We start from the raw sequence: 23,047 nt of genomic DNA on the forward strand, positions 1-23,047 counted from the left end.
TACGCTTATTCCTAGTATTTGTCCAATAGGCGCGGCGAATAAGGCGGTTTCCGGCAATCCCGTGCGGGCATGCCGATTAGGTGCTGAGTGATTGCAAACTGCGATCTAAATCCTCATATTGGATCTGCCCCAGCATTTTGCGACTAATGCCGCCATCTGCTTGCAAAATGACGGTAAATGGCAAGCCCCCCGCCGCGTTGCCGAGTTTACGCAGTGTATCGATCCCGTCGGAACCCATGACGAGCAATGGATACGATACTGGGATTTTCTGCACGAATTCGCGCATTTTCTCGACTTTATCGATGCCAATTCCGACAAACTGCACAGAAGGATATTTTTCGTGCAGGGATTGAAGTTCTGGCATCTCTTTCACGCAGGGTGCGCACCAGGTTGCCCAAAAATTGATCACCACGGGGCGTCCACGCCACTGATCCAGTCGCTGGGTGGCTCCGTCCAGATCAGGCAGCTTCAGATTCCACAGCAGTGCCTCGGCATCGGCTGCCGAGACGCGCGACGAAGTTTGCCCGTCGGAAGTGTCCGTGGGGGAAAGAGTGCGGCGGTAGGCCAGGCCGCCAGCCGCTGCCGCCACGACGGCGGCGCCTGTATAGAGGAAGAGGCGACGATTCATGACGCGATCATAACCTCGCGAGGAAACATCGGGCGGGCAGCCTCTACAATGCGGACAGGAGAACATCTATGCACCTGCACATTCTGGGTATTTGCGGCACTTTCATGGGCGGACTGGCGTTGATCGCGCGTGCGGCGGGCCATCGCGTCACCGGTTGCGACACCGCGGTGTACCCACCCATGAGTACCCAATTGGCCGAGCAAGGCATCGATTTGATCGAGGGATACGATGCCGATCAGTTGTCGCTCAATCCCGATCTCTATGTCATTGGCAATGTGGTCTCGCGCGGCAACCCGCTGATGGAAGCCATTTTGAATAGTGGCGCACGCTATGTGTCGGGCCCGCAATGGCTGGGCGATAACGTCCTGCCGGGCGCGCACGTGCTGGCGGTGGCGGGCACGCATGGGAAGACGACGACGAGTTCGATGCTTGCCTGGATTCTCGAGGCGGCGGGCCTGCGGCCCAACTTCCTGATTGGCGGTGTGGCCAACGATCTAAAAGTGTCGGCGCGCTATGACCCGGCGATACGCCCGTTCGTGATCGAGGCCGATGAATATGACACGGCGTTTTTCGATAAACGATCGAAGTTTGTGCACTATCGTCCGCGCACCGCCATATTGAATAACCTGGAATACGATCACGCGGATATCTTTCCGGATCTGGCGGCAATCGAAACGCAGTTCCATCACCTGGTGCGCACAATTCCCGGACAGGGCCGGATCGTACGTCCCGCGCAGTCCGAGGCGCTGGATCGCGTGATCGCGCGCGGATGCTGGTCGGAAACCGTGAGTTTTGGCCGTGAGGGCGAGTGGCAGGCGGGCCCCGTGAATGAAGAGGGTCATTTCGAGGTCATCCGCCAGGGGCGAACGCTAGGCACCGTAGGCTGGACGCTCACCGGCGAGCACAATCGCGACAACGCCCTGGCGGCGCTGGCGGCGGCCGAGCATGCGGGCGTCGAGCCGGCTGTGGGCATCGAGGCGCTCACCCGCTTTGGCGGGGTGAAACGTCGGATGGAGCTGCGCGGCACCGAACATGGGGTGAAGGTTTACGACGATTTTGCTCACCACCCGACCGCGATCGAGACGACGCTGGCGGGTCTGCGCCGGCAGGTGGGCGATGCGCGGATCCTGGCGGTACTGGAGCCGCGTTCGAACACCATGAAGCTGGGCGCGATGGCGGCACGATTGCCGGGCGCGTTGAACGCCGCCGACCATGTGTTTTGCTTCGGCGCGCGGGCGGGCAAGCACGCGCTGGGCTGGAATCCGGCCGAAGTGCTGGCGCCGCTGGGCGATCGGGTCGATTGCTATGATGATCTGGACGCACTGGTGGCGGCGGTCACGCGGCTGGCCCGCCCGGGCGACCACGTGCTGGTGATGAGCAATGGCGGATTTGGCGGGGTTCACGGCAAACTGCTGGAGGCCTTGGCACGCAAGGACACCGAGGCGAAAGGCTCGGGACAGAACGCACGATGATTTTGTATTTACATGGATTCCGCTCGTCGCCGCAGTCTTTTAAAGCGCGCCTGATGGCCGAGGCGCTGGCCGCCCAAGGATTGACGGGCGAACGCGATTGGCAATGCCCGCAACTGCCAGTCAGCCCGCGCGAGGCGCTCGAGTTGTCGATGACGCTCGCGCGATGTCAGCTCGAGACGGCCAGCTCACCGCGCGAACTGACGGTGATTGGCTCTTCTCTCGGCGGCTTCTATGCGACGTGGCTGGCCGAGCAGCTGGGTTGCAAAGCGGTGCTATTGAATCCCGCCGTTGAAGCCGCGCGCGATCTGGCCACGCAGATCGGGTCGCATCGCATGTATCATTCCGACACGCCGATGGAGTTTCGGCCGGAATATGTGGATGAGCTGCGCGCGGCCTATGTCCCTGCCGTCACGCAGCCTGACCGGTATTTCCTGATCGCCGCCACGGGCGACGAGGTACTGGATTGGCGCGAGATGCGGGATCGTTTCGCCAGATGCCGTCAGCGAATTATCCCTGGCAGCGACCACGGACTGTCCGATTTTGCGCAATGGTTGCCCGAAGTGCTGGATTTCGCTCAATCTGCCCCCAACTAAGTTCCCGATTCACTCACTAATAGAGAAAGGCCCTCTGCCGCCGCCGCCCGCCGCGAGGCCGGCTTGGAGACCCTGACCGACATGCCCTGCGCGCACGCCGCGCCCTCGATGGACTAATTTATGTACGTGCTTTACGAAGAAGACGGCGGTTTCAAAGCTGGCCACATCCTGTCGGAGACCGACGCCAGCCTGCAGGTCGAGGCCGAGTCGGGCAAGCGCAGCAAGCTCAAGCGAGCGAACGTGCTGTTTACCTTCGCGGATCCCGCGCCTTCGGCGCTGCTGACGCAAGCCGCCGCGGACGCCGAGACGCTGGATCTGCAGTTTCTGTGGGAATGCGCCCCGCAAGAAGAGTTCGACGCGGCGGCCCTGGCCGCCGACTACTACGGGCACACGCCTACCGCCGTGGAGCGCACGGCGGTGTTGATGCGCCTGCATAGCGCGCCGGCCTATTTCCATCGGCGCGGCAAAGGCATGTATCGCCCGGCGCCTCCGGATATCCTGGAGGCGGCCCTGGCCGCCCTGGAGAAAAAGCAGAAGCAGGCCGAACAGCAGCAACGCTGGGTCGACGAGATGGCCGAAGGCCGCTTGCCCGAGGAAATCGCCGCGGTGGCCGAGAGCCTGTTGATCCGCCCGGATAAAAACAGCCAGCAATGGAAGGCGCTGGACGCCGCCTGCGCACGGCTGCACAAATCGCCGGACCGGCTGCTCTTGGAGCTGGGCGCCTGGCCGCATGCGTTGGCCTTGCACAAACGGCGCTTTCTGGCGACCTATTTCCCGCGTGGCACGGGCTTTCCTGACGTGCAGATTCCCGCGCTGGACCGCGAGTTGCCGCTATCGGACGCCGAGATTTACTCGGTCGACGATATCACCACAACGGAAATTGACGACGGTTTGTCGGTCAAGCGCCTGGACGATGGGCGCATCCGCGTCGGGATTCACGTGGCCGCCCCGGGACTTGCGGTAACACGCGAGAGCGATCTGGATAAGCTGGCTCGCGCGCGGCTGTCCACCGTCTACATGCCGGGCGAAAAAATCCCGATGCAGCCGGATAACGTGATCGCGGCGTTTTCTCTGGACGCAGGCCGCGAAGTGCCGGCGCTATCGCTTTATGTGACGGCCGATCCGGCGACGGGCGAAATCGCCGAATCGGAGACGCGGGTCGAGCGCGTGGTGCTGAAAGCCAACCTGCGCCACAACGATCTGGATGGTCAGGTGACCGAGGCGGCGTTGGACGACCCGGACTCGGAATTGCCGTATAGCGACTGGCTGCGTCCGCTGTGGCAACTGGCGAAGTCGCTGTCGGCACAACGCGACGCGGTGCGCGGCAAGGCCGAGAACAACACCCGGGTGGAGTACAGCTTCTATCTGGACGGCAACCCGGACGATCCGGACACGCCGGTGCGGCTGGTGCCGCGCCAGCGCAATGCGCCGTTGGACCGCCTGGTGGCCGAATACATGATTCTGGCCAACAATTTGTGGGGCGGCTTGCTGCACCAGCACGGCGTGCCGGGTATTTACCGCTCGCAGCAGGCTGGCCGCGTGCGCATGAGCACGCAAGCCTTGCCGCACGAGGCCATCGGCGTGCCGCAATACGCCTGGTGCACGTCGCCGCTGCGCCGGTATGTGGATCTGGTCAATCAATGGCAGCTGATCGCGGCTGTCGAACATGGCGTGTCGGCGCGCCTGGTGGCGCCGTTCAAGCCGCGCGACGCGGATCTGTTCGCGATTATCGGGGCGTTTGATGCCCAGTATGCCGCATGGAACGATTTCCAGAACACGATGGAGCGTTACTGGTGCCTGCGCTGGCTGCAACAACAGGGCATTACGCGCGTGGTCGCGCATGTGCTGCGTGATGATCTGGTGCGCTTTAGCAACGCGCCGCTGGTGACGCGCGTGGGCGGCCTGCCGGAGTTGGAACGCGGCGCGGCGGTGGAGCTGGACCTGCTCGGGTTTGACGAGCTGGCGCTGGAGGTGGACTGCCGTTATGTGGGTCTGGCCGAACAGGCCTGACCTACAATGCGGCTGTGCGACGCCTGGATGATTTTCCCTCGACGCGAGGCGGGTGGCTGCGATGGATAAGCGCGCCCGCTCAGCATTATTTGCGGATCGCGATCGCGATCTCGCTGCTGGTGCACGCGGGTGTGCTGGCATTGCGTTGGAGTGATCCGGCTCCGCGTCCGGTGGCGTCAGCGCCGCTGGAAATCACCCTGGTTAATGCGCGCACGACACTCGCGCCCGCGCGACCGCAAGTCGTCGCTCAACACCAGGTCGACGGTGGCGGCAACGCCGATCAAGGGATCGCCGCGACCCCGCTGCCGCGTACCGGCGAGTCGGCCGAGACCGTGGTGTTGCAGGCCATGCGTAAGCGCCAGGCGCAATTGGAGGCGGAACAATTGCGGCTATTGACGCGGCTGCAGGCGCAGGCCACGGTCGGCACAGAGCGTCAGCCGGTTTATCCCTGGCCGGATGCCACCGTGGAGGGCGAAGACGTGCACGAGCAACCCGGCATCGTGCAAAACGCGCAAATCGCCGCGCTGGCCGCGCGCGTACAGGCTTATAACGCCCTGCCCCGCAAGACTTTTGTCGCGCCCTCGGCGCAGGCCTCGCCGTACGCGGCCTATCTGGATAGCTGGCGCGCGCGGATCGAAGCGCTGGGCACGCGCCATTACCCGGAAGAGGCACGCGGACGCCTCTATGGTTCACTGCAACTGACCGTGGCGATACGGCCGGATGGCAGTGTGGAATCGGTGACGATCGATCAGCCCTCGGTGCATGCGGTGCTCAATCAGGCCGCGCGGCGTATCGTTCAGCTGGCCGCGCCCTTCCCGCCATTGCCCCCTGAAATCGTCAAAGACACCGACTTATTAGTAATTACCCGGACCTGGCAGTTTGTGAATGACGGTTTACAGACGCAGGCGCCATGATATTTTCGTAAGCTATCGTTGGGCCCGCGTAAGGGTCGCAGAGCCTGGTCTGCCAGACCGGCTTGGCGCGTGCGTGGGCTTGGGCCTCATAACCAACACTTCGGACATCCCAGATGACTTCGACCAGCTCGCTGCCCCGATATGCCGTGATCGGCAATCCGGTCGCCCATAGCCGCTCGCCGTATATTCACGCGCAGTTTTCGGCGCAGACGGGAACGCCTTTGCAATACGAGCCGCTGCTGGCGCCTATCGATGGGTTTATTCCGACCGTCGAAGCGTTTCGCGAACAAGGCGGGCTGGGGATGAATGTCACGGTGCCTTTTAAATCGGAAGCGTACGCGCTCGCGCGAGATCACTTGAGCGAACGCGCGCGTCTGGCGGGCGCGGTCAATACGCTGTGGTGGCAAGACAATGCCTGGCATGGCTGCAATACGGATGGCGTGGGGTTGGTGAGCGATTTGCAGCGCCTGGGCGTGACGCTCGCTGGCGCGCGCGTGCTATTGATCGGCGCGGGCGGCGCTGCGCGTGGGGTGCTGCAGCCGCTGGCAGAACAGGGGTGCTCGCACATCCACATCATCAACCGCACCGTGGCGCGCGCAGAGGAGCTGGTGACGACCTGGTCGGCCGCTAAGCAAAGCGCGACCCGTGTAACAGCAGGCGGGTTGAATGACGCCATGATCGAGGGCGGCTGGAATGTCGTCATCAACGCGACGGCGAGCAGCTTGCAGGGCGCGCCGCTACAGTTACCGCGCGGACTGTATGCCTATGACGCATTGGCCTACGACATGATGTATGCGGCCATGCCCACGCCTTTCATGCAGCAAGCCAGCGCCGAAGGCGCGGCCCGTACCGCCGATGGCCTGGGCATGCTGGTCGCCCAGGCGGCGGAGAGCTTCTGGATCTGGCACGGCGTACGACCCGATCCCGCGCCGGTATTGACGACGTTGCGCGCGGCGCTGCTGGCCGAAGGCTGATCGCCAATGGCGACACGGAGCACGACGCTGCATCGGATACGCTGGGGCCGGGTGATTGGCGCCGGCCTGCTCGCCCTGCTGTGCCTGTTGATCCTGGTCCAGCTGTGGCTGTTCTGCCAAGTCGTCTGGTACGCCTATCGCGACCCGGGCAGCAGCGCCATCATGCGCCAGGAGCTGTCGCGCCTGCGCGAAACCAATCCCGATGCGCAACTGCAATATCAGTGGGTGCCCTACGACAAGATCAGCAACACGCTCAAGCGTGCGGTGGTGGCTTCGGAAGATTCCAATTTCGTCGGGCACGACGGCGTGGAGTGGGCGGCGATTCGCAAGGCTTGGGAATACAACCAGCGCGCCTCCGAAAGCGGCGGATCCAAGATGCGTGGCGGCTCGACCATCACGCAGCAGCTGGCGAAGAACCTGTTCCTGTCGAGCTCGCGCAGCTATCTGCGCAAGGGGCAGGAACTGGTGCTGGCCTATATGATCGAGCATGTCATGTCCAAACAGCGCATTCTGGAGCTCTATCTGAATGTGGCGGAATGGGGCGAAGGCGTGTTCGGCGCCGAGGCGGCGGCGCGGCATTACTATAAGACCCACGCCGGCGGGCTGAGCGCCTCGCAAGCGGCGCGTCTGGCGGCGATGCTGCCTAACCCGCGCTATTACGACAAGCACCGCACGACCCGCTACCTGAATTCGCGTACCCATACCCTTACCCGGCGCATGCAGCTGGTCGAGATCCCCTAACCCACTGAAAGCTTGCCGTACCGATCGCGACGCCGCGTCTAGTACACGGTCGATTTTGGTAAGCTTTCATGTTTACGCGCCTTGCCACGCGACTTTTTCATGCGTACAGCCCGCCGATATCTGGCCCGCGAAATCTATCGCTCCTGTGCAGTGGTCCTGCTGGCCCTGCTGGGGTTATTTACGTTCTTCGCGCTGGTCGATGACCTGGACAATGTGGGGGATAAGTTCAGCATGCTTGCCCTGCTGTATATGCAGGCGCTCGCGTTGCCCACCCGCCTCTATGATTTGCTGCCGATCGGATTGCTGATCGGCGCGGTGCTGGCGCTGGCCGGGTTGGCGCAGCGTAATGAACTGGTGATCTTGCGCGTGTCCGGCGTCAGCGGGATGCGGCTATTGGGCATGCTGTGGATCGTCACCATCCCGCTGGTCATAGGCGCGACGCTACTGTCGGAATTCGTGACACCGGCAGCCGAGATCAAAAGCGGCGAAGCCAGCCTGATGTTCCGGGGCAAGGCCAGCGGCGCGCGGATGGATAGCGGCTATTGGTTCAAGGAACCGACGCGGGATAATGGCACGCGCATCATCAACATCGCCAAGCTGTTGGCCAATGGCAATGTGGAGGGTGTCACGCTATATGAATTCGAGCCCGGCTTGACGTTGGCGAGCCTGTCGACGGCGGCCAACGGCACCTTTACCGAGGACAAACTCGTCCTGCATGACGTCACCGAAACGCATCTGGATAAAGAAGCCGCACAGGCCTTGGCCAATGCCAAGCCCCCGGCCCGACCGCCGGCCGAGGTGACCAAACTGCCTCAACGCGAGCTGGATACCACGTTGAGCGCCAGCCGGCTGATGGCGCGCGTGCTGACGCCGGAACGCATGTCGGTCAGCACGCTGCTCGACTACATCGATTATTTGCATCACAACCAGCTTGATGCCAGCCGGCAGGTGGTCGCGCTGTGGCGCAAGGTGGCCTATCCCTTTACGCTTTTCGTGATGATCACGATCGCGGCGCCGATCAGCTTCATGCAGACGCGGCGTGGCGGCGTGGGCGCCAAGGTGTTTATCGGCATATTGCTGGGCGTAGGCTTTTTCATGCTGAATCAGCTGGCGCTGAACGTAGGGATGCTGAGCCGCTGGCCGGCCTGGTTGACGGCCTTGGGTCCGAATCTCGGCGCGGTGTTGATCGCTCTGGGCGCGCTATCGCTGATGGAGTATCGGCACGTCACCTCGCGCCTGATACAAACACGATGGCCCTGGAGGAAAACCCCGGTATGAGCGCAGGCAGCAGTATTTGGATGATCGGCGACGTGCAGGGATGCTGCTCGCCGTTGGACCGGTTATTGGCGCACCCGGATATCGCCACGGAGCCAGAGGCCCGGTTCTGGTTTGCGGGGGATCTGATCAATCGTGGACCCGCTTCCTTGGCGAGCCTGCGGCGCATCATGGCGCTGGGCGACCGCGCCGTGTCGGTGCTGGGCAATCATGACCTGCATCTGCTGGCGGTCGTAGCCGGCGTGCGTAAGCCGTCGAAATCGGACACCATCGACGACATTTTGAACGCGCCCGATGCCGATGAACTGATTGACTGGCTGCGCCATCGGCCGCTTGCCCATTTCGAACAGGGGCATCTGCTCGTGCATGCCGGCGCGCTACCCAAGTGGGATGTCGCCAAAACCCTTGCGCTGGCCGAGGAAATCCAGAACCGGCTGCGGGGCCCGAAATGGAAAAAGGCGCTGGACAAAATGTACGGCAATGAGCCGGCGCAGTGGGATGACGAGTTAAAAGGCGGCAAACGCATGCGCGTCATCATCAATGCGTTGACCCGCATGCGCCTGTGCAAGCCCGACGGCGAGATGGAATTCAAGACCAAGGTCGCCCCTGGCGCCTGGCCGGCGGGTCTGGTGCCTTGGTTCGATGTGCCGGAGCGGCAGACACGCGATGTGACGGTGGTGTTCGGCCACTGGTCCACCCTGGGGTTGACGGTGCGCCCGGACGTCATCTGCCTGGATACGGGATGTGTGTGGGGCGGGCAGCTGACCGCCATGCGCTTGCAGGATCGCAAGATCGTGCAGATCACGTGCGAGCAAGCCCGCGACCCGCTCGCTGATTAATGCATTCTGGCTGGTTCTGACCGGGCTTTTGGCGGATAAAAAGTCACGTCAATAGGCGGAAATATCCGGCGACCCGTACGACCTGAGTGCGCCCATAGGACCGGGGCGCACCGGGATCTGGGTGATTACAGCCGTGCCACGATCGCCTCACGCGCATGCCGCGACAGTTCCGGCCGCGACAGCGGCGTGCCGTCGGCGCGTTGCATAGGTAACGGATCGATGAATTCGACTTCGACCGCCAGTCCGGTGGCACCCAGTACGCGCCACAGGTTAGCGGCCAGCGTTTCTTCGCCGACAAAGGCGGCCAACGCACTGCGTCGACCTTGATGCAGAAAGCGCAACACCACCGGCTGCACGGGCACACCCGCGGCGCGCGCCGGTTCAAAAAGACTGGCATGGAAAGGCTGTACGGTCTCGCCTTCGCTGGTGGTGCCCTCGGGAAAGAGGCCGACAGCTTCGCCCTGGTCGAACCGCGCCCGCACCAACTCGGCCATGGCCTGCACGGCGTTGCGCTGGCCGCGCTCGATGAACAACGTCCCCGCGCCCGCCACCAGCCAGCCGATCAACGGCCAGCGGCGGATTTCGCTCTTGGCGATAAAGGCATTCGCGCGCACGGAGTTCAGCACGAAGATGTCGATCCACGACACGTGATTGGCGACCCACAACGCGGGGCCGGTCAATAGCGGTCGGCCACTGACACGAATGCGGATGCCGCAAAAAGCCATCAGCCGACGCGACCAGGCACGGTTGATATGGGCGCGCGCGCGACGGGAGATAAAGGGAAATATCAGCGCGACACAGAACAGGCCGCTAAAAATCCAGAGCACCACGATCACGAGGCGCACGAGGATGAGCGGGAGTTTTAATAACGACAAATTCAGGGCTCCGGGACGGCTGCCTTCAGGGCAGCGCGTCGAGATACCGTTGCAGGATGACCGCCGCCGCCATGGCGTCGTCAGGCGCGTTCGTGCCCAGGAGCTCCTGCGCTTCCATGCTGGAGCCGCGTTCGTCGACCAGCACCACATCCAGGCCGAACCGACCGTTGAGCTGGTTGGCAAACCGCCGGCAACGCGCGGTCGCCGGCTGATCGCCGCCATCGCTGGCCAGTGCCAGACCGACAACGACGCGCTGGGGATGCCATTCCTCGAGCAACGCCGCGATGCGCCCGAAACGCACGGCGCGCTCCTCGGAGAAAATAATCTCCAACGGGCGTGCCTGTCGGGTCAGCGTGTTGCCGATGGCAATGCCGATTTTTTTCTCGCCGAAATCAAAGGCCAGCAGGGTTTCCTCAGGCATGCCCCGCACCAGTGGCCAGCATGACCGGGTCGATTCCCAACAGCTTCATCGCGGCGGGATAACGGTCTTCGGGCGGCACATCGAAAATCACGGTGGCGTCCGCGCTGACGTTAAGCCAGGCATTTTGTGCCATCTCACTCTCGAGTTGTCCCGCGCCCCAACCGGCGTAACCCAGCGTGACCAGCAAACGTTCGGGGCCGCGCCCTTCGGCGACGGCCTGCAGCACGTCGCGCGAGGTGGTGAGCGCCATATCGCCCAGCTTGATGCTGGAGGTATAGTCGCCGGCCGGCGCGTGCAGCACGAATCCGCGATCTGTCTGAACTGGCCCACCGAAAAACACAGGGGTTTCGCGGGTGGGCTGGATTTCCAGTTTGAGATCAATGCGCTCGAGCAGCCCCTCCAGCGTAAGGTCGGTTGGCCGGTTGATCACCAGGCCCAACGCGCCCCGCTGGGTGTGCTCGCAAATGTAAATGACGGTGCCCGCCAGATTGCCCTCTACCATCTGCGGCATGGCGATCAGGAACTGATTGGAAAAATCCGTGGCCGGCGCCTCGGACGGCGTGTCGCTTGCGTCGTCCATCGTGAAATCGGTGTTGTCGTCGGTCATGTCATCCCCCAAGGGGTGATGTGCGGCGGCAGAGCCGCCGTCACGATCAGATTTCCGTCAGTTCGAAGTCTTCCTTGCGCGCGCCGCACTCGGGACAGACCCAGTTCGGCGGTACGTCTTCCCAACGGGTGCCCGGTGGGATCCCCTCATCCGGCAGGCCGGCCTCTTCGTCGTAGACCCAACCACAAATCAAACACATCCAAGTACGCATAATTGTCTATTCTCTATGACATCAAGTGGCGACCCAACCCGCCCGCGACGGGCAAACCGCAGGTCGCATCCATTAGAATGGGGTCATCTTACCGAAACCCAATAGCGGTTGCCCGATTTGCCGCGCGCAGCCGGGTAAAAAAACCGCCCAACCCGCAGCATGTGACTCCGTGACTCCCCCTCTTATCTTGATTTTCGGGCCGGTTGACCCCACAGGCGCCGACGGGCTACCCGCCGATGCCGTGACCAGCGCCCGCCTGGGCTGCCACGGCCTGGCCGCGGCGACCGCCCTCACCGTGCAGGACACAGCCGCCATCGAGGACATCCATCCCGTGCCGCCCGACCTGATCGACGACCAGGCGCGCTGCCTGCTCGAAGACATGCCCGTGCAGGCGATCAAAGTCGGTGGAATTTACACCGCCGAGACCGCCAGTGTCGTCGCTCAGATCGCCGCGGACTATAGTCAGGTGCCGCTGGTGCTGCACCTGGGCCCGCGCGGCCTGGTGGCCGAGGACGTCGCCGCCGAAGACGATGCGCAAGACCTGTTGGCCGCCACGCTGGAATTGGTGCTGCCTCAGACGGATCTGGTGGTAATCGAGCATATGCGGCTCGCGCAATGGCATGCCGATGGCGAGATTGACCTGGGCGAGGCGGCCACGCCCATGCACGCCCTCGCCGCCGCCGGCGCCCAGTGGGTACTGGTGCTGGGGGCCCCGGTGCGTCCCGGTCATCACGCCAATGTGCTGCTCGGCCCCGGCGGCCAGACCGCCAGCTGGCCCTGGCAGGCTCCTCCGGAGCGTAACGCCGACACGGGCGGCGTGGCGGCAACGGCCGCCGCCGCGATGCTGGCCCAGGGCCTGGAAATGCCCAAAGCCGTTGAGCAAGCGCTGCATTACGCCGAAGGCGTACTGGCAACCGCTTTCCTGCCCGGCATGGGTCGCCGTATTCCGAATCGATTGGGAACCCAATGACGACCTTACGTTTTCCGTCTGGCCTGTACGGCGTGACGCCCGAATGGGATGACACCGACCGATTGCTGGCCGCCGTGCGTGCCGCCGCTGAGGGCGGCATGCGGGCGCTGCAACTGCGCCGCAAGAACGCCAGTGCGCAACAACGCGCGGAACAAGCGCGCGCGCTGGCGCCGCTATGCCGCGAGCTGGGTGTGGTGTTCCTCGTCAACGATCATTGGCGGCTCGCGCTGGAGGTGGGTGCCGATGGCGCGCATCTGGGCCGCGACGACGGCGATCTGGCCGAAGCGCGTGCGGCCGCCGGCGCGGATTTCGTGCTCGGCGCTTCGTGCTACAACGAACTGGATCGCGCGCGTCAATTGCTGGAGGCGGGCGCTGACTACATTGCCTTTGGCGCGGTGTACGTCTCCCCGACCAAGCCACAAGCCGTGCAGGCGCCGCTCAGTCTTCTGGCGCAAGCGCGCGACCTCGCGACCGCGCATGCCGGCCAGTCTGCCCGGCGGGCCGCCGTGGTCGCCATCGGAGGCATTACTCCGGCGCGCGCCCCTGAGGTGGCAAGCGCTGGCGCCGACAGCATCGCCGTCATCACCGGGCTTTTCGAAGCCCCCGACATCCTGGCCGCTGCGCGTACCTGCGCCGCTGCCTTTAACCCTTAAACCTTCGGTTTCGCCATGTCGACCAACGCCCAACTCTTTGAACGTGCCTGCCGCAGCATCCCTGGCGGCGTCAACTCGCCCGTCCGCGCCTTCCGGTCCGTGGGCGGCACCCCGCGTTTCATCAAGCGCGCCGAGGGCCCCTACGTGTGGGACGAGGAAGACACCCGCTATATCGACTACGTCGGCTCCTGGGGCCCGGCTATTCTCGGCCACGCCCATCCCGAGGTCATCGAAGCGGTGCGCGAAGCCGCACTGAACGGCCTGTCCTTTGGCGCCCCGACTGCCGCCGAAGTCGAGCTGGCCGAAACCCTGATTCAACGCCTGCCCTCGCTGGACCAAGTGCGCCTGGTGAGCTCCGGCACCGAAGCCACCATGACCGCCATCCGGCTCGCGCGCGGCGCGACCGGCCGCGCCAAGATCGTCAAATTCGAGGGCTGCTACCACGGCCACTCCGACAGCCTGCTCGTCAAAGCCGGCTCCGGCTTGCTGACCCTGGGCAATCCCAGCTCCGCCGGCGTGCCGCCAGAATTTGTGTCCCACACCCTCACGCTGGAATACAACAACCTGACCGCCGTCCAGGCCGCCTTTAGCGAGCACGGCAAGGACATCGCCTGTGTCATCGTCGAGCCCATCGCCGGCAACATGAACCTGATCAAACCGGTCGAGGGATTCCTGCAAGGCTTGCGTGATGTGTGCACCCAGCATGGCGCCGTGCTGATTTTCGACGAAGTCATGACCGGATTCCGCGTCGGCCCGCAAGGCGTACAGGGCCTGACCGGCATCAAACCCGACCTCACCACCCTGGCCAAAGTCATCGGCGGCGGCATGCCCGTCGGCGCCCTGGGCGGCCGCGCCGACATCATGGCCCACCTGGCGCCGCTGGGCTCCGTCTATCAAGCCGGCACCCTGTCCGGCAACCCCGTAGCCGTCGCAGCCGGCCTCGCCACCTTGCGCCTGATCGGCGAACCGGGCTTTTACGACCGCCTCGCCGCGCAGACCCAGCGCCTGACCGACGGCCTGCGCGAGCGCGCCCAAGCCGCCAACATCCCGTTCGCGGCCGACGCCATTGGCGGCATGTTCGGCTTGTACTTCCGCGACACCGTACCCACCTCGTTCGCCGAAGTTTCGGACAGCAACGTCGAAGCATTCAAGAAGTTCTTCCACGGCATGCTGGACCATGGCGTACATTTCGCGCCGTCGGCATTCGAAGCCGGCTTTGTCTCCGCCACGCACGACGACAGCGTCATCGACGCCACGCTGGACGCGGCCGAAGCCGTGTTCAAGACACTTCAACAATAAGTCGGCATCAACCGCCCGCGGTGCGGTGCACCGCCGAGACCTCAGCAAGCGCGTGTCCGAACCCAGCCCCGCGCCCTAACGATGAAAGCGCCCCCCGCCAGCCGTTATCGCGAGTCGGCGCGGGGAGGTAGCCCTCGCGCGGCGCCTCGAGGTCGAGCGAGGGAAACCGAAGGAGCGCAGCGACGAGGTTGACGAAGCGGTGCCGGGCGCGCAGGCGCCCGGCCGACCTCGCGAAGCCGCGCGAGGGCTGCCTCCCCGCGCCGACGTTTTAAAGACTCCAACCGCCCCCAAACCAACCGGCCGAGAAATCAAGCAAAAGATCAAGCCGCCGGAATCACAGCAGTAACCTCGATCTCCACCTTAGCGCGATCCTCCACCAGATCCGCCACCTCCACCGCACTCATCGACGGAAAGTGCCGCCCGATGACCTCCCGGTAGTACTTCCCAATCGCCGGATAAGCCGCCACATACTCCTGCTTGTTCTTCACATACCAGGTCATCCGCACAATATGCTCAGGCTTGCCCCCACCTTCGGCCAATATCTGCACGATATTCACCAACGCCTGCCGCACCTGCTCGGCAAAATCATCCGTCTCGAACTGCTGCTGACCATTCCAGCCGACCTGGCCTCCGACAAACACCAGCCGGTCGCCCACAGCCAACTCCGTCATCACCCCGTTCGAATAACCACGCGGCGCCAACCAATCAGACGGTTGCAAGATATTCATGGGACTCCATCCTCTAATTAAAAACCACCATCAACGCCGCGCAACGCCGGCCCCATCGTCCGCGGACGACACCACATAAGCCTGCATGCGTTCCCGCAAATCCACAGGCATCTCGGTCGAGCGCATGCTATGCATATCCACCGTGACTATCGTCAACCGCGCCGTCAGCCGTCGATCTCCCGCAGGACCGGAAAAACGCACCTCCGCGTTAACCGAAGCCCCGCCTATGCGCAGCACACGTAGCTCCTGACGCAAGGTCTCATTCCACCGACTAGGCGCCGAGAAATCGCACTGCACCGAAGCCAGCGGCGTGCCGATATGGCGGACTGCATGCAGCTCGTGAAACGACACACCCAGGCCATTCGCGAACCATTCCTCGACGAAGTCATTGATCATCTCGAAATAGCGCGGATAAAACACGATGCCCGCCGGATCGCAATGTCGAAACCGCACATCGACCTGACTGACAAAAGGCGCGCCTTCTGATGTGCCACTGCGATCGGACAACTCCCGCGACATAAGCCGTCTCACGCTCTTTGCCGCAACGCGAATCGCTGCAGCTTGCCCGTCTCGGTTCGCGGCAATGCCTCCACAAACTCGATTGCACGCGGATATTTGTATGGCGCCACCGTCGCTTTCACAAACGACTGTAGAGTCTTCACCATCTCTGCGTTCGCCTCAAAATCTGGCTTGAGCACCACGAACGCCTTGACGATCTGACCGCGCTCATCATCCGGTGCGCCCACCACCCCACATTCGGCAACCGCTTCGTGCCGCAACAGCGCATCCTCCACCTCAGGGCCCGCGATGTTATAGCCGGCCGACACGATCATGTCGTCATTGCGCGCCTGATAAAAGAAATAGCCATCGTCGTCCTGAATAAACGTATCGCCTGGCAGATTCCAGCCCTGCTGCACAAAGCGCCGTTGCCGTTCATCGGCCAGATAGCGACATCCGGTGGGCCCCTTGATCGCCAACCGACCAGGCGTGCCATTGGGTACCGGCTGCATGTCGTCATCGACCACGCAGGCGATATAGCCGGGAACCACCTTGCCGATCGCGCCGGGCCGCACCTCTTCTGGCGCACTGGACACAAATACGTGGATCATCTCCGTGCCACCGATACCATCGATCATCTCGATACCGGTTGCCTTTTTCCACAGCTGACGCGTCGCATCGGGCAGCGCTTCACCCGCCGATACGCTCTTCTTGAGCGAACTAATGTCGTAGCGATTCGCGATCGCGGCCATTTGACGATAGAACGTCGGTGCCGTGAATACGATCGTGGCGCGAAAATCCTGAATCAATTCCATCAGGCTTTCCGGCGTCAGCTTCTCGGCCAACACCACGCTGGCGCCCACGCGCAGCGGGAAACATAACAAGCCGCCCAAGCCGAACGTAAACGCCAGCGGCGGCGTGCCGCAGAAGATATCGTCTTCGTTGGGCTTGATGACATGACGAGGGAACAGATCGCACATCGCCAGCACATCGCGATGAAAGTGCATGCAGCCTTTGGGCATGCCGGTCGTGCCGCTCGTGAACGCGATCAGGCACACATCGTCGGCCGCCGTGTCGCAGACAACGAAGTCATCTGACTTGTCGGCGGCCAGCGAATCCATCGACTTGGGCCCGCCATCGTTAAACACCACAACCTGCTTGAGCGATTCGCAATAGTGCTCGTGCTCGGGCTGCAGGCAGAACTCGGCCTCCTCGCGCAGCCGCGCGTCGCACAGCATCGCGCTGACTTGCGCCTTGTCGATGATCTGCTTGAGTTCCTTTGAGCGCAGCAACGGCATGGTGGGCACCGTCACCAGCCCGGCTTTGATCGCCGCCAGCCAGGACGCCGCCATCATGGGATTGTTTGGTCCGCGCAAGAGCAAGCGATTGCCGGGCACCAATTGCATGTCCTCGGTCAGCACATGCGCGATGCGGTTGCTGAGCGAACGCAGTTCCATGTAGGTCATCGTGCGCTGCTCGTCGCCCTCGCGCCAACGCAGCGCGATGCGGTCGCCATGGCCGCGCATCACGATGGTATCGACCAACTCTGCCGCGCAGTTCAGACGCGTCGGGTAATTCACATCCGGGCTATCAAGCAAAAACTCGGGCCACTCTTCCTCGGGCGGCAAATTGTCTCGGGCAAAAGTATCCTGGTGAGCAGAGTGTTCCATGTGTTTCCCCTTACTTGCGCTACGTCGCGGGTATCGCGATTCAACTAGTCTTTAAGCAGTTCTCGAGCGATGATGAGTTTCTGAACCTCGGTGGCGCCTTCGTAAATGCGCAGTGCGCGGATCTCGCGATAGAGTTTTTCCACCGGCACGCCCGACACCACACCGGCACCCCCGAACATCTGCAAGGCCCGGTCGATGACGGCCTGAGCCGACTCGGTCGCGGCCATCTTGGCCATTGCGGCCTCGCGCGTGGTGCGTACGCCTTTGATATCGCGCAGCCATGCAGCGCGGTAAGTCAGCAGCGCGGCCGAATCAATGGCGGTCGCCATATCCCCCAGCGCTGCCTGCGTGATCTGCAGATCCGCGAGGGTCTGGCCGAACATATGACGGCTGCGCGCGCGCGATAGCCCTTCATCCAGGGCGCGACGCGCGAATCCCAGCGCGGCGGCAGCCACCGAGGCCCGGAAAATATCCAAGGTCATCATGGCGAGCTTGAAGCCCTGCCCTGGCTCGCCCAACCGTTGCGCGACGGGAATGCGGCATTCGTCGAACACCAACGTGGCCAGCGGGTGCGGCGCGATCACATCGATGCGCTCCGACACGGACAAGCCGGGCGTATCCGCATCGACCACGAATGCCGTGATGCCCCGTGCGCCAGGCGCCTCTCCGGTGCGCGCGAATACACAATAGAAATCGGCAATGCCCCCGTTCGAGATCCAGGTCTTGGACCCATCGAGCACATAATGGTCACCCTCCAGCCGCGCCGAGCACGATAGCGCCGCGACATCCGACCCGGCATCGGGTTCCGACAAGGCAAACGCCGCGATAGCCTCGCCGCGCGCCACACGCGGCAAATAGCGCTGCCGCAGCTCATCCGAACCCATCAATGCGATGGCCCCGCTGCCCAGCCCCTGCATCGCCGCCGCGAAATCCGCCAACCCCTCATGGCGCGCCAGCGTTTCGCGCAGGATGCACACCATGCGCGAATCGATTTGAGGCAATGCCCCACCCCATGACTGGTCTGGTCCGGACGGCACGCAATAGCGCAGCCAACCCGCTTTGCCCAGCGCAGCGACCAGATGCCGGCAGGCAGCGTCGGTATCGTGATGATCGATATCGGCCAACGCATCGACGCACCACGCCTCGAGTTCGGCCGCCATCTCACGATGACGATCGTCAAAAAACGGCCAGTCCAGCCACGACGTGTCGGCCATCATCAATCCCCTTCGAATACTGGCTTTTGCTTGGCGACAAACGCCTCATACGCCCGATGAAAATCGCGCGTCTGCATGCAGATGGCCTGCGCTTCGGCCTCGGCCTCGATCGCTTCGTCCAGGCCCATATTCCATTCCTGATGCAGCAATTTCTTTGTCACGCCATGGGCAAACGTGGGCCCCGCGGCAAGTTGTGCCGCCAGCTTTTGCGCGGCGGCCAGGACCTCGCCGCTGTCGTGCAGGCTATTGAAAAATCCCCACTGAGACCCTTCTTGCGCCGTCATGGCGCGACCGGTGTATAGCAACTCGGAAGCGCGCCCTTGACCAATCACGCGAGGCAGCAAGCTGCATGCCCCCATATCCGCGCCGGCCAGGCCCACACGCGTAAAGAGAAACGCCGTGCGGGCTTCTGGCGTGCCCACGCGCATATCCGAAGCCAACGCGATCATCGCGCCCGCACCCGCGCAAACCCCATCGACCGCCGCCACAATGGGCTGTGGGCAAGCACGCATTGCCTTGACGAGATCGCCCGTCATGCGCGTGAAGTCCAGCAGTTCGGGCATGCTCATTTTCGTCAACGGCCCGATGATCTCGTGGACATCGCCGCCCGAGCAGAAGTTGCCGCCCGCGCCCGTCACCACAACGACCTTGATATCGGTGGCATACGACAGCGCGCGAAACAGGTCGCGCAGCTCGGCGTAGGAATCGAAAGTCAGCGGATTCTTGCGTTCAGGGCGATTCAGCGTGATGGTGGCCACCTTGCCGTCGGATGACACCTCCCACAGAAAGGTACGTGCCGCGTAATCGGCGTAGGGGCGACGATGATGCTTCATCGTATATTGCTGGGGCGCTGCACTCATGATGTCTCCTGCTTAAAGCATTCCGGGTAATGTTTGGGCGGGCCGAGGTGCTATCCCGTCATCACTTCGCCACCATCGACGGCGATCGCCTGACCGTTGATGGACGAGGAAGCGGGCAACGCCAGCCATGCCACGGTTTCCGCCACTTCCTCGGCCTGCACCAGACGGCCCTGCGGGTTGCGGGCGGCGAGTTCTTCGCGTGCGGCTTCTGGCGTGCGGCCCGTCTTACTGACAATGTTGTTCACCGCTTCGCGCACGATGTCGGTTTCGGTGAATCCGGGGCAGACGGCGTTGACTGTCACGCCCTTGCGCGCCACTTCCAACGCCAGCGCGCGGGTCAAGCCCACCACGCCGTGTTTCGCCGCGCAGTAGGCGCTGACGTAGGGATAACCGATAAGACCCGCCGTGCTGGCCACGTTGATGATGCGTCCCCAGCCCGCCGCCACCATGCCTGGCAGCACGGCCTGCGTGCAGTGATACGTACCGTTCAAATTCACCGCGATCATCGACTGCCACAGCGCCGCATCCGTGCGTTCAAACCGCTGGCTGACCGCCTGACCCGCGTTGTTGACCAGCACATCGATCGCGCCGCCCTGCTTGAAGGCAAGCTCGAATGCCTCCTGCACCGAGGTCGCATCCGCGATGTCAGCCACCACCGCGTGCACCCGACCATCCCCGGCCAGCATGGCCACCGCTTGATTCAAGGCTCCCGCGTCCCGACCCAGCAGGGTCAAGGATGCGCCGCGCTGCTGCAGCGCACGCGCGCAGGCCAGACCGATGCCTCGAGCCCCGCCCGTCACCAGCGCATGCCGCCCGGCCAAGGGTTTATTTACTGCGTTCATTTCGCATCCATTTGCGCCATCATCGCGGCACGCTCGAAGTTCGTTTCCAGTTGGCGCTTGCCCGCTGCGTACTGCACGGGCCAAGCCGTGTCGCGATAGCCCACGCGAGCCGCTTCGCGCAGCGTCCAGGACGCATCGGCCAAATGTGGGCGCGCCAGTGCGCACAGATCCGCGCGTCCCGATGCGATGATGCCGTTGACGTGATCGGCCTCGAAGATGGCCCCCACGGCAATAGTGGGAATCCCGGCCTCATTGCGCACGCGATCCGCGAACGGAGTTTGATACATGCGTCCATACACCGGTGATTGATCCGGGCTAACCTGACCTGAAGAGCAGTCGATCATATCGGCGCCGGCCGCCTTGAAATAGCGCGCGATCTCAACCGCGTCATCAGCCGTGATGCCGCCCTCGACCCAATCGTGCGCGGAGATACGCACCGACATCGGCAGCTTTGCGGGCCACACCTCGCGCACCGCGCGGAATACTTCCAACGGATAACGCAGGCGGTTCTCCAGCGTGCCACCATATTCGTCGTCACGTTGATTGGTGATCGGCGAGATGAAGCTGGACAACAAATAGCCGTGCGCGCAGTGCAACTCCAACCAGCAAAAGCCGGCCTTCGCCGCACGCCGCGCCGCCGCCACGAAATCATCGCGCACGCGATCCATATCGTCCCGCGTCATCGCGCGGGGCGTTTGCGATATACCCGGCAAATACGGCAACGGCGACGCCGACATCAGCGGCCAATTGCCCGTTGGCAACGGATGATCCATCTGCTCCCAGCCAACTTGCGTCGAGCCCTTGCGCCCCGCATGCCCCAACTGCACACCCAGGCAGGCGTCTGTCTGTCCGTGCACAAAATCCACGATGCGCGCAAACGCATCGACCTGCTCGTCATTCCACAGCCCAGGACATCCCGGCGTAATACGCGCGTCAGGCGAAGGACATGTCATCTCCACCATCACCAGCCCCGCGCCACCCAAGGCGCGCGCGCCCAGGTGCACCAGATGAAACTCACCCGGCACGCCGTCCACGCACGAATACATCGCCATCGGCGAGACCACAATGCGATTTTTCAACGTAACGCTACGCGCGCGATATGGCGTGAGCATAGGCAAAGGCGCAGCGTTGCCCTCTGCCGGCGCTTCGGTATTGGCCTGCGCCGCCGCCCGTTGCGCCAGCCGCAACTCATACCCGTTCAACCATTTCGGATCGCGCAGCCGCAGATTCTCGTGCGAGATCCGTTGCGAACGCGTCAGCAACGAATAAGCAAACTGCTCCGGCTCCAGATCCGCATAGCGTTTGATGTTTTCGAACCACTCCGTTGAATTACGCGCCGCGTTCTGAATTTTCAGCACCTCGACGCTGCGCACATCCTCATAGTGTTGCAGCCCCTGTTCCAGACCGCCTTCGGCCCCCTTCAGACACCGCGCCAACTCGATAGCGTCCTCAAGCGCCAGCTTCGTCCCCGACCCGATCGAGAAGTGCGCCGTATGCGCGGCATCTCCCATCAACACCACGGGCACCCGTCGTTCGCCGCGCGGCGTCTGCAGCGTATTCCACCGCACCCAGGTATTGCAGATCACGCGAGGAAACTGAATCCAGATCGCCGCCCCGCGCAAATGCGCGGCGTTACTCATCAGCTTGTGCCCGTCCAGCCACGGCGCGAAGAGCTTTTCGCAAAAGGCGATCCCTTCCTCCTGACTCATCTCGCCGATGCCTGCCGCCTGCCAGGTCTCCTCCGGCGTCTCGACGATAAACGTCGACAGTCCATCCTCGAACCGATACGCATGCGCTTGGAACCAGCCGTGCTCCGTCTGCACAAACGCGAACGTAAAGGCATCAAACACCTTCGTCGTTCCCAGCCACACAAACCGGCAGCGCCGCGTGTCGATATCCGGGTGAAAAGTATCCGCATAACGTTTGCGCACCAGGCTATTCAGCCCGTCCGAAGCGATCACCAAATCCGCGTCATACTGCTGCGCGGCGGCCTGATCGTCCTGCACAAACGTTTCGAACACGAGCTTTACGCCCACATCTTCGCAGCGCTGCTGCAAGATGTTCAGCAACTTTTTGCGTCCGATACCGATAAACCCGTGACCACTCGTGCGAATACTTTCGCCCTTGAAGTGAATTTCGATATCGTCCCAATGATTAAACGCGTCCCCGATCGTCTGCGCCGAAACAGGGTCCGCCTGACGCAGGTTATCCATCGTCGCGTCAGAGAACACCACCCCCCAGCCAAACGTGTCATACGGCCGGTTTCGCTCAACCACCGTCACCTCATTCTCTGGGTTCTGCAGCTTCATCAGCAACCCAAAATAGAGACCGGCAGGGCCACCGCCCAGGCAAACAATTTTCATGACACCACTCCGCGACCGGAAAGTCACCCGGCAAGCCGGGGCACCAAGTTAGTTTAGGCTTCAACTATATAGCCTGAAAATTTCCCGCGCAAGCATTCAAACAAGAACAGAGCCCTTCCCCCTTCCACTATTCGATAGCTAATGGCGGGAGCGCAGGGCGCCCGCCATTAACAGCCCGACCCCATCTTCCATCCCCAGAACGCGCCCCATCAAAACGCCAAGAAAACCACTGTCCCAACGCCGCTCCAATCTGCGCCAACGCGAGTCGAGTCGAGGCAATCGGGCCGCGAGGGCGCCTCAAAGCCGAGCGAGCGGAAGTCGAAGGGAGCGCGAAGGCGCGGACGAGACGAGCGACGCGGTGTCCGGCGCCCGGGCGCCGGACCGGCTTTG

The 23,047-nt window shown here is 63.0% G+C and carries 23 protein-coding genes; 11 read left to right on the plus strand and 12 right to left on the minus strand.

Translation table 11 applies throughout. From position 1 onward, the window contains the following. Window positions 1–76 precede the first annotated feature (76 nt). Window positions 77–628 carry a TlpA disulfide reductase family protein gene (locus GOQ25_RS17740; RefSeq protein ID WP_160351815.1) on the minus strand — a complete coding sequence of 184 codons (552 nt, stop codon included), beginning with the start codon at window positions 626–628 and terminating at the stop codon, window positions 77–79. Window positions 629–696: 68 nt separating this feature from the next. Between GOQ25_RS17740 and mpl the strand changes: the two genes are divergently transcribed. The 8 genes from mpl (at window position 697) to GOQ25_RS17780 (ending at window position 9,446) form a co-directional block, all read left to right on the plus strand. Then, window positions 697–2,100, plus strand: a complete 1,404-nt coding sequence (mpl, locus tag GOQ25_RS17745) for a UDP-N-acetylmuramate:L-alanyl-gamma-D-glutamyl-meso-diaminopimelate ligase (protein ID WP_160351816.1) — start codon at window positions 697–699, stop codon at window positions 2,098–2,100. Next, complete coding sequence (locus GOQ25_RS17750) at window positions 2,097–2,693, plus strand: YqiA/YcfP family alpha/beta fold hydrolase (RefSeq protein WP_160351817.1); 597 nt, start codon at window positions 2,097–2,099, stop codon at window positions 2,691–2,693. Before mpl ends, GOQ25_RS17750 begins: the two co-directional genes overlap by 4 nt. 120 nt (window positions 2,694–2,813) lie before the next feature. Continuing rightward, window positions 2,814–4,703: a ribonuclease catalytic domain-containing protein gene (locus GOQ25_RS17755; protein WP_160351818.1), complete on the plus strand. Its 1,890-nt coding sequence runs from the start codon at window positions 2,814–2,816 to the stop codon at window positions 4,701–4,703. A 14-nt stretch (window positions 4,704–4,717) separates the two neighbouring features. Continuing rightward, window positions 4,718–5,617 (plus strand): TonB family protein, encoded by a 900-nt coding sequence (locus tag GOQ25_RS17760; RefSeq protein ID WP_160351819.1) that lies wholly within the window; start codon window positions 4,718–4,720, stop codon window positions 5,615–5,617. A 113-nt stretch (window positions 5,618–5,730) separates the two neighbouring features. Further along, window positions 5,731–6,591 (plus strand): shikimate dehydrogenase, encoded by an 861-nt coding sequence (gene aroE, locus GOQ25_RS17765; protein ID WP_160351820.1) that lies wholly within the window; start codon window positions 5,731–5,733, stop codon window positions 6,589–6,591. A 6-nt stretch (window positions 6,592–6,597) separates the two neighbouring features. Continuing rightward, entirely contained in the window at window positions 6,598–7,332 is a 735-nt protein-coding gene (gene mtgA, locus GOQ25_RS17770; RefSeq protein ID WP_160351821.1) for a monofunctional biosynthetic peptidoglycan transglycosylase, read from the plus strand. A gap of 99 nt (window positions 7,333–7,431) precedes the next feature. Next, window positions 7,432–8,610: an LPS export ABC transporter permease LptG gene (lptG, locus tag GOQ25_RS17775; RefSeq protein ID WP_160351822.1), complete on the plus strand. Its 1,179-nt coding sequence runs from the start codon at window positions 7,432–7,434 to the stop codon at window positions 8,608–8,610. Beyond that, entirely contained in the window at window positions 8,607–9,446 is an 840-nt protein-coding gene (locus GOQ25_RS17780; protein ID WP_202109526.1) for a symmetrical bis(5'-nucleosyl)-tetraphosphatase, read from the plus strand. The genes lptG and GOQ25_RS17780 overlap by 4 nt, the downstream gene beginning before the upstream one ends. A 125-nt stretch (window positions 9,447–9,571) precedes the next feature. Here the strand turns inward: GOQ25_RS17780 and GOQ25_RS17785 are convergent, their stop codons facing one another. The 4 genes from GOQ25_RS17785 to GOQ25_RS17800 all read right to left on the minus strand — a co-directional run bounded on the left by GOQ25_RS17785 (window position 9,572) and on the right by GOQ25_RS17800 (window position 11,560). Beyond that, complete coding sequence (locus tag GOQ25_RS17785) at window positions 9,572–10,321, minus strand: lysophospholipid acyltransferase family protein (protein WP_370519986.1); 750 nt, start codon at window positions 10,319–10,321, stop codon at window positions 9,572–9,574. A 25-nt stretch (window positions 10,322–10,346) separates the two neighbouring features. Continuing rightward, window positions 10,347–10,742 (minus strand): Holliday junction resolvase RuvX, encoded by a 396-nt coding sequence (gene ruvX, locus GOQ25_RS17790; RefSeq protein ID WP_160351824.1) that lies wholly within the window; start codon window positions 10,740–10,742, stop codon window positions 10,347–10,349. Continuing rightward, window positions 10,735–11,322 carry a YqgE/AlgH family protein gene (locus GOQ25_RS17795; RefSeq protein WP_160351839.1) on the minus strand — a complete coding sequence of 196 codons (588 nt, stop codon included), beginning with the start codon at window positions 11,320–11,322 and terminating at the stop codon, window positions 10,735–10,737. The genes ruvX and GOQ25_RS17795 overlap by 8 nt, the downstream gene beginning before the upstream one ends. Window positions 11,323–11,395: 73 nt before the next feature. Then, window positions 11,396–11,560: a rubredoxin gene (locus tag GOQ25_RS17800; protein ID WP_160351825.1), complete on the minus strand. Its 165-nt coding sequence runs from the start codon at window positions 11,558–11,560 to the stop codon at window positions 11,396–11,398. A 169-nt stretch (window positions 11,561–11,729) separates the two neighbouring features. Here GOQ25_RS17800 and GOQ25_RS17805 point away from each other — a divergent pair, with 169 nt between their 5' ends. The 3 genes from GOQ25_RS17805 to hemL are packed head-to-tail and all read left to right on the plus strand — an operon-like array spanning window position 11,730 to window position 14,482. Next, window positions 11,730–12,530: a hydroxymethylpyrimidine/phosphomethylpyrimidine kinase gene (locus GOQ25_RS17805; protein ID WP_370519987.1), complete on the plus strand. Its 801-nt coding sequence runs from the start codon at window positions 11,730–11,732 to the stop codon at window positions 12,528–12,530. Beyond that, the gene (gene thiE / locus GOQ25_RS17810) at window positions 12,527–13,183 is read left to right on the plus strand and encodes a thiamine phosphate synthase (RefSeq protein ID WP_160351826.1); all 657 of its coding nucleotides are present in this window, start codon (window positions 12,527–12,529) and stop codon (window positions 13,181–13,183) included. Before GOQ25_RS17805 ends, thiE begins: the two co-directional genes overlap by 4 nt. 15 nt (window positions 13,184–13,198) lie before the next feature. Beyond that, window positions 13,199–14,482, plus strand: a complete 1,284-nt coding sequence (hemL, locus tag GOQ25_RS17815; RefSeq protein ID WP_160351827.1) for a glutamate-1-semialdehyde 2,1-aminomutase — start codon at window positions 13,199–13,201, stop codon at window positions 14,480–14,482. Window positions 14,483–14,802: 320 nt separating this feature from the next. Here the strand turns inward: hemL and GOQ25_RS17820 are convergent, their stop codons facing one another. From GOQ25_RS17820 to GOQ25_RS17850, 7 genes are read right to left on the minus strand one after another with little or no spacing between them, the layout of a single operon-like run. Beyond that, the gene (locus GOQ25_RS17820) at window positions 14,803–15,210 is read right to left on the minus strand and encodes a RidA family protein (RefSeq protein ID WP_160351828.1); all 408 of its coding nucleotides are present in this window, start codon (window positions 15,208–15,210) and stop codon (window positions 14,803–14,805) included. 30 nt (window positions 15,211–15,240) lie between these two features. Next, the gene (locus tag GOQ25_RS17825; RefSeq protein ID WP_160351829.1) at window positions 15,241–15,729 is read right to left on the minus strand and encodes a thioesterase family protein; all 489 of its coding nucleotides are present in this window, start codon (window positions 15,727–15,729) and stop codon (window positions 15,241–15,243) included. Between the two features lie 8 nt (window positions 15,730–15,737). Then, window positions 15,738–17,378: an AMP-binding protein gene (locus GOQ25_RS17830; protein WP_160351830.1), complete on the minus strand. Its 1,641-nt coding sequence runs from the start codon at window positions 17,376–17,378 to the stop codon at window positions 15,738–15,740. Between the two features lie 44 nt (window positions 17,379–17,422). Further along, the gene (locus GOQ25_RS17835) at window positions 17,423–18,592 is read right to left on the minus strand and encodes an acyl-CoA dehydrogenase family protein (protein ID WP_160351841.1); all 1,170 of its coding nucleotides are present in this window, start codon (window positions 18,590–18,592) and stop codon (window positions 17,423–17,425) included. Between the two features lie 2 nt (window positions 18,593–18,594). Beyond that, window positions 18,595–19,452 (minus strand): enoyl-CoA hydratase family protein, encoded by an 858-nt coding sequence (locus GOQ25_RS17840; protein WP_160351831.1) that lies wholly within the window; start codon window positions 19,450–19,452, stop codon window positions 18,595–18,597. 50 nt (window positions 19,453–19,502) lie between these two features. Beyond that, window positions 19,503–20,294: an SDR family NAD(P)-dependent oxidoreductase gene (locus tag GOQ25_RS17845; RefSeq protein ID WP_160351832.1), complete on the minus strand. Its 792-nt coding sequence runs from the start codon at window positions 20,292–20,294 to the stop codon at window positions 19,503–19,505. Next, window positions 20,291–22,657, minus strand: coding sequence for a bifunctional salicylyl-CoA 5-hydroxylase/oxidoreductase (locus tag GOQ25_RS17850; RefSeq protein ID WP_160351833.1), 2,367 nt, complete (start codon window positions 22,655–22,657; stop codon window positions 20,291–20,293). The genes GOQ25_RS17845 and GOQ25_RS17850 overlap by 4 nt, the downstream gene beginning before the upstream one ends. Window positions 22,658–23,047: the final 390 nt, after the last annotated feature.

Origin of the sequence: Bordetella sp. 15P40C-2 (assembly GCF_009763235.1) — a bacterium.
Classification (GTDB): domain Bacteria; phylum Pseudomonadota; class Gammaproteobacteria; order Burkholderiales; family Burkholderiaceae_B; genus Bordetella_A.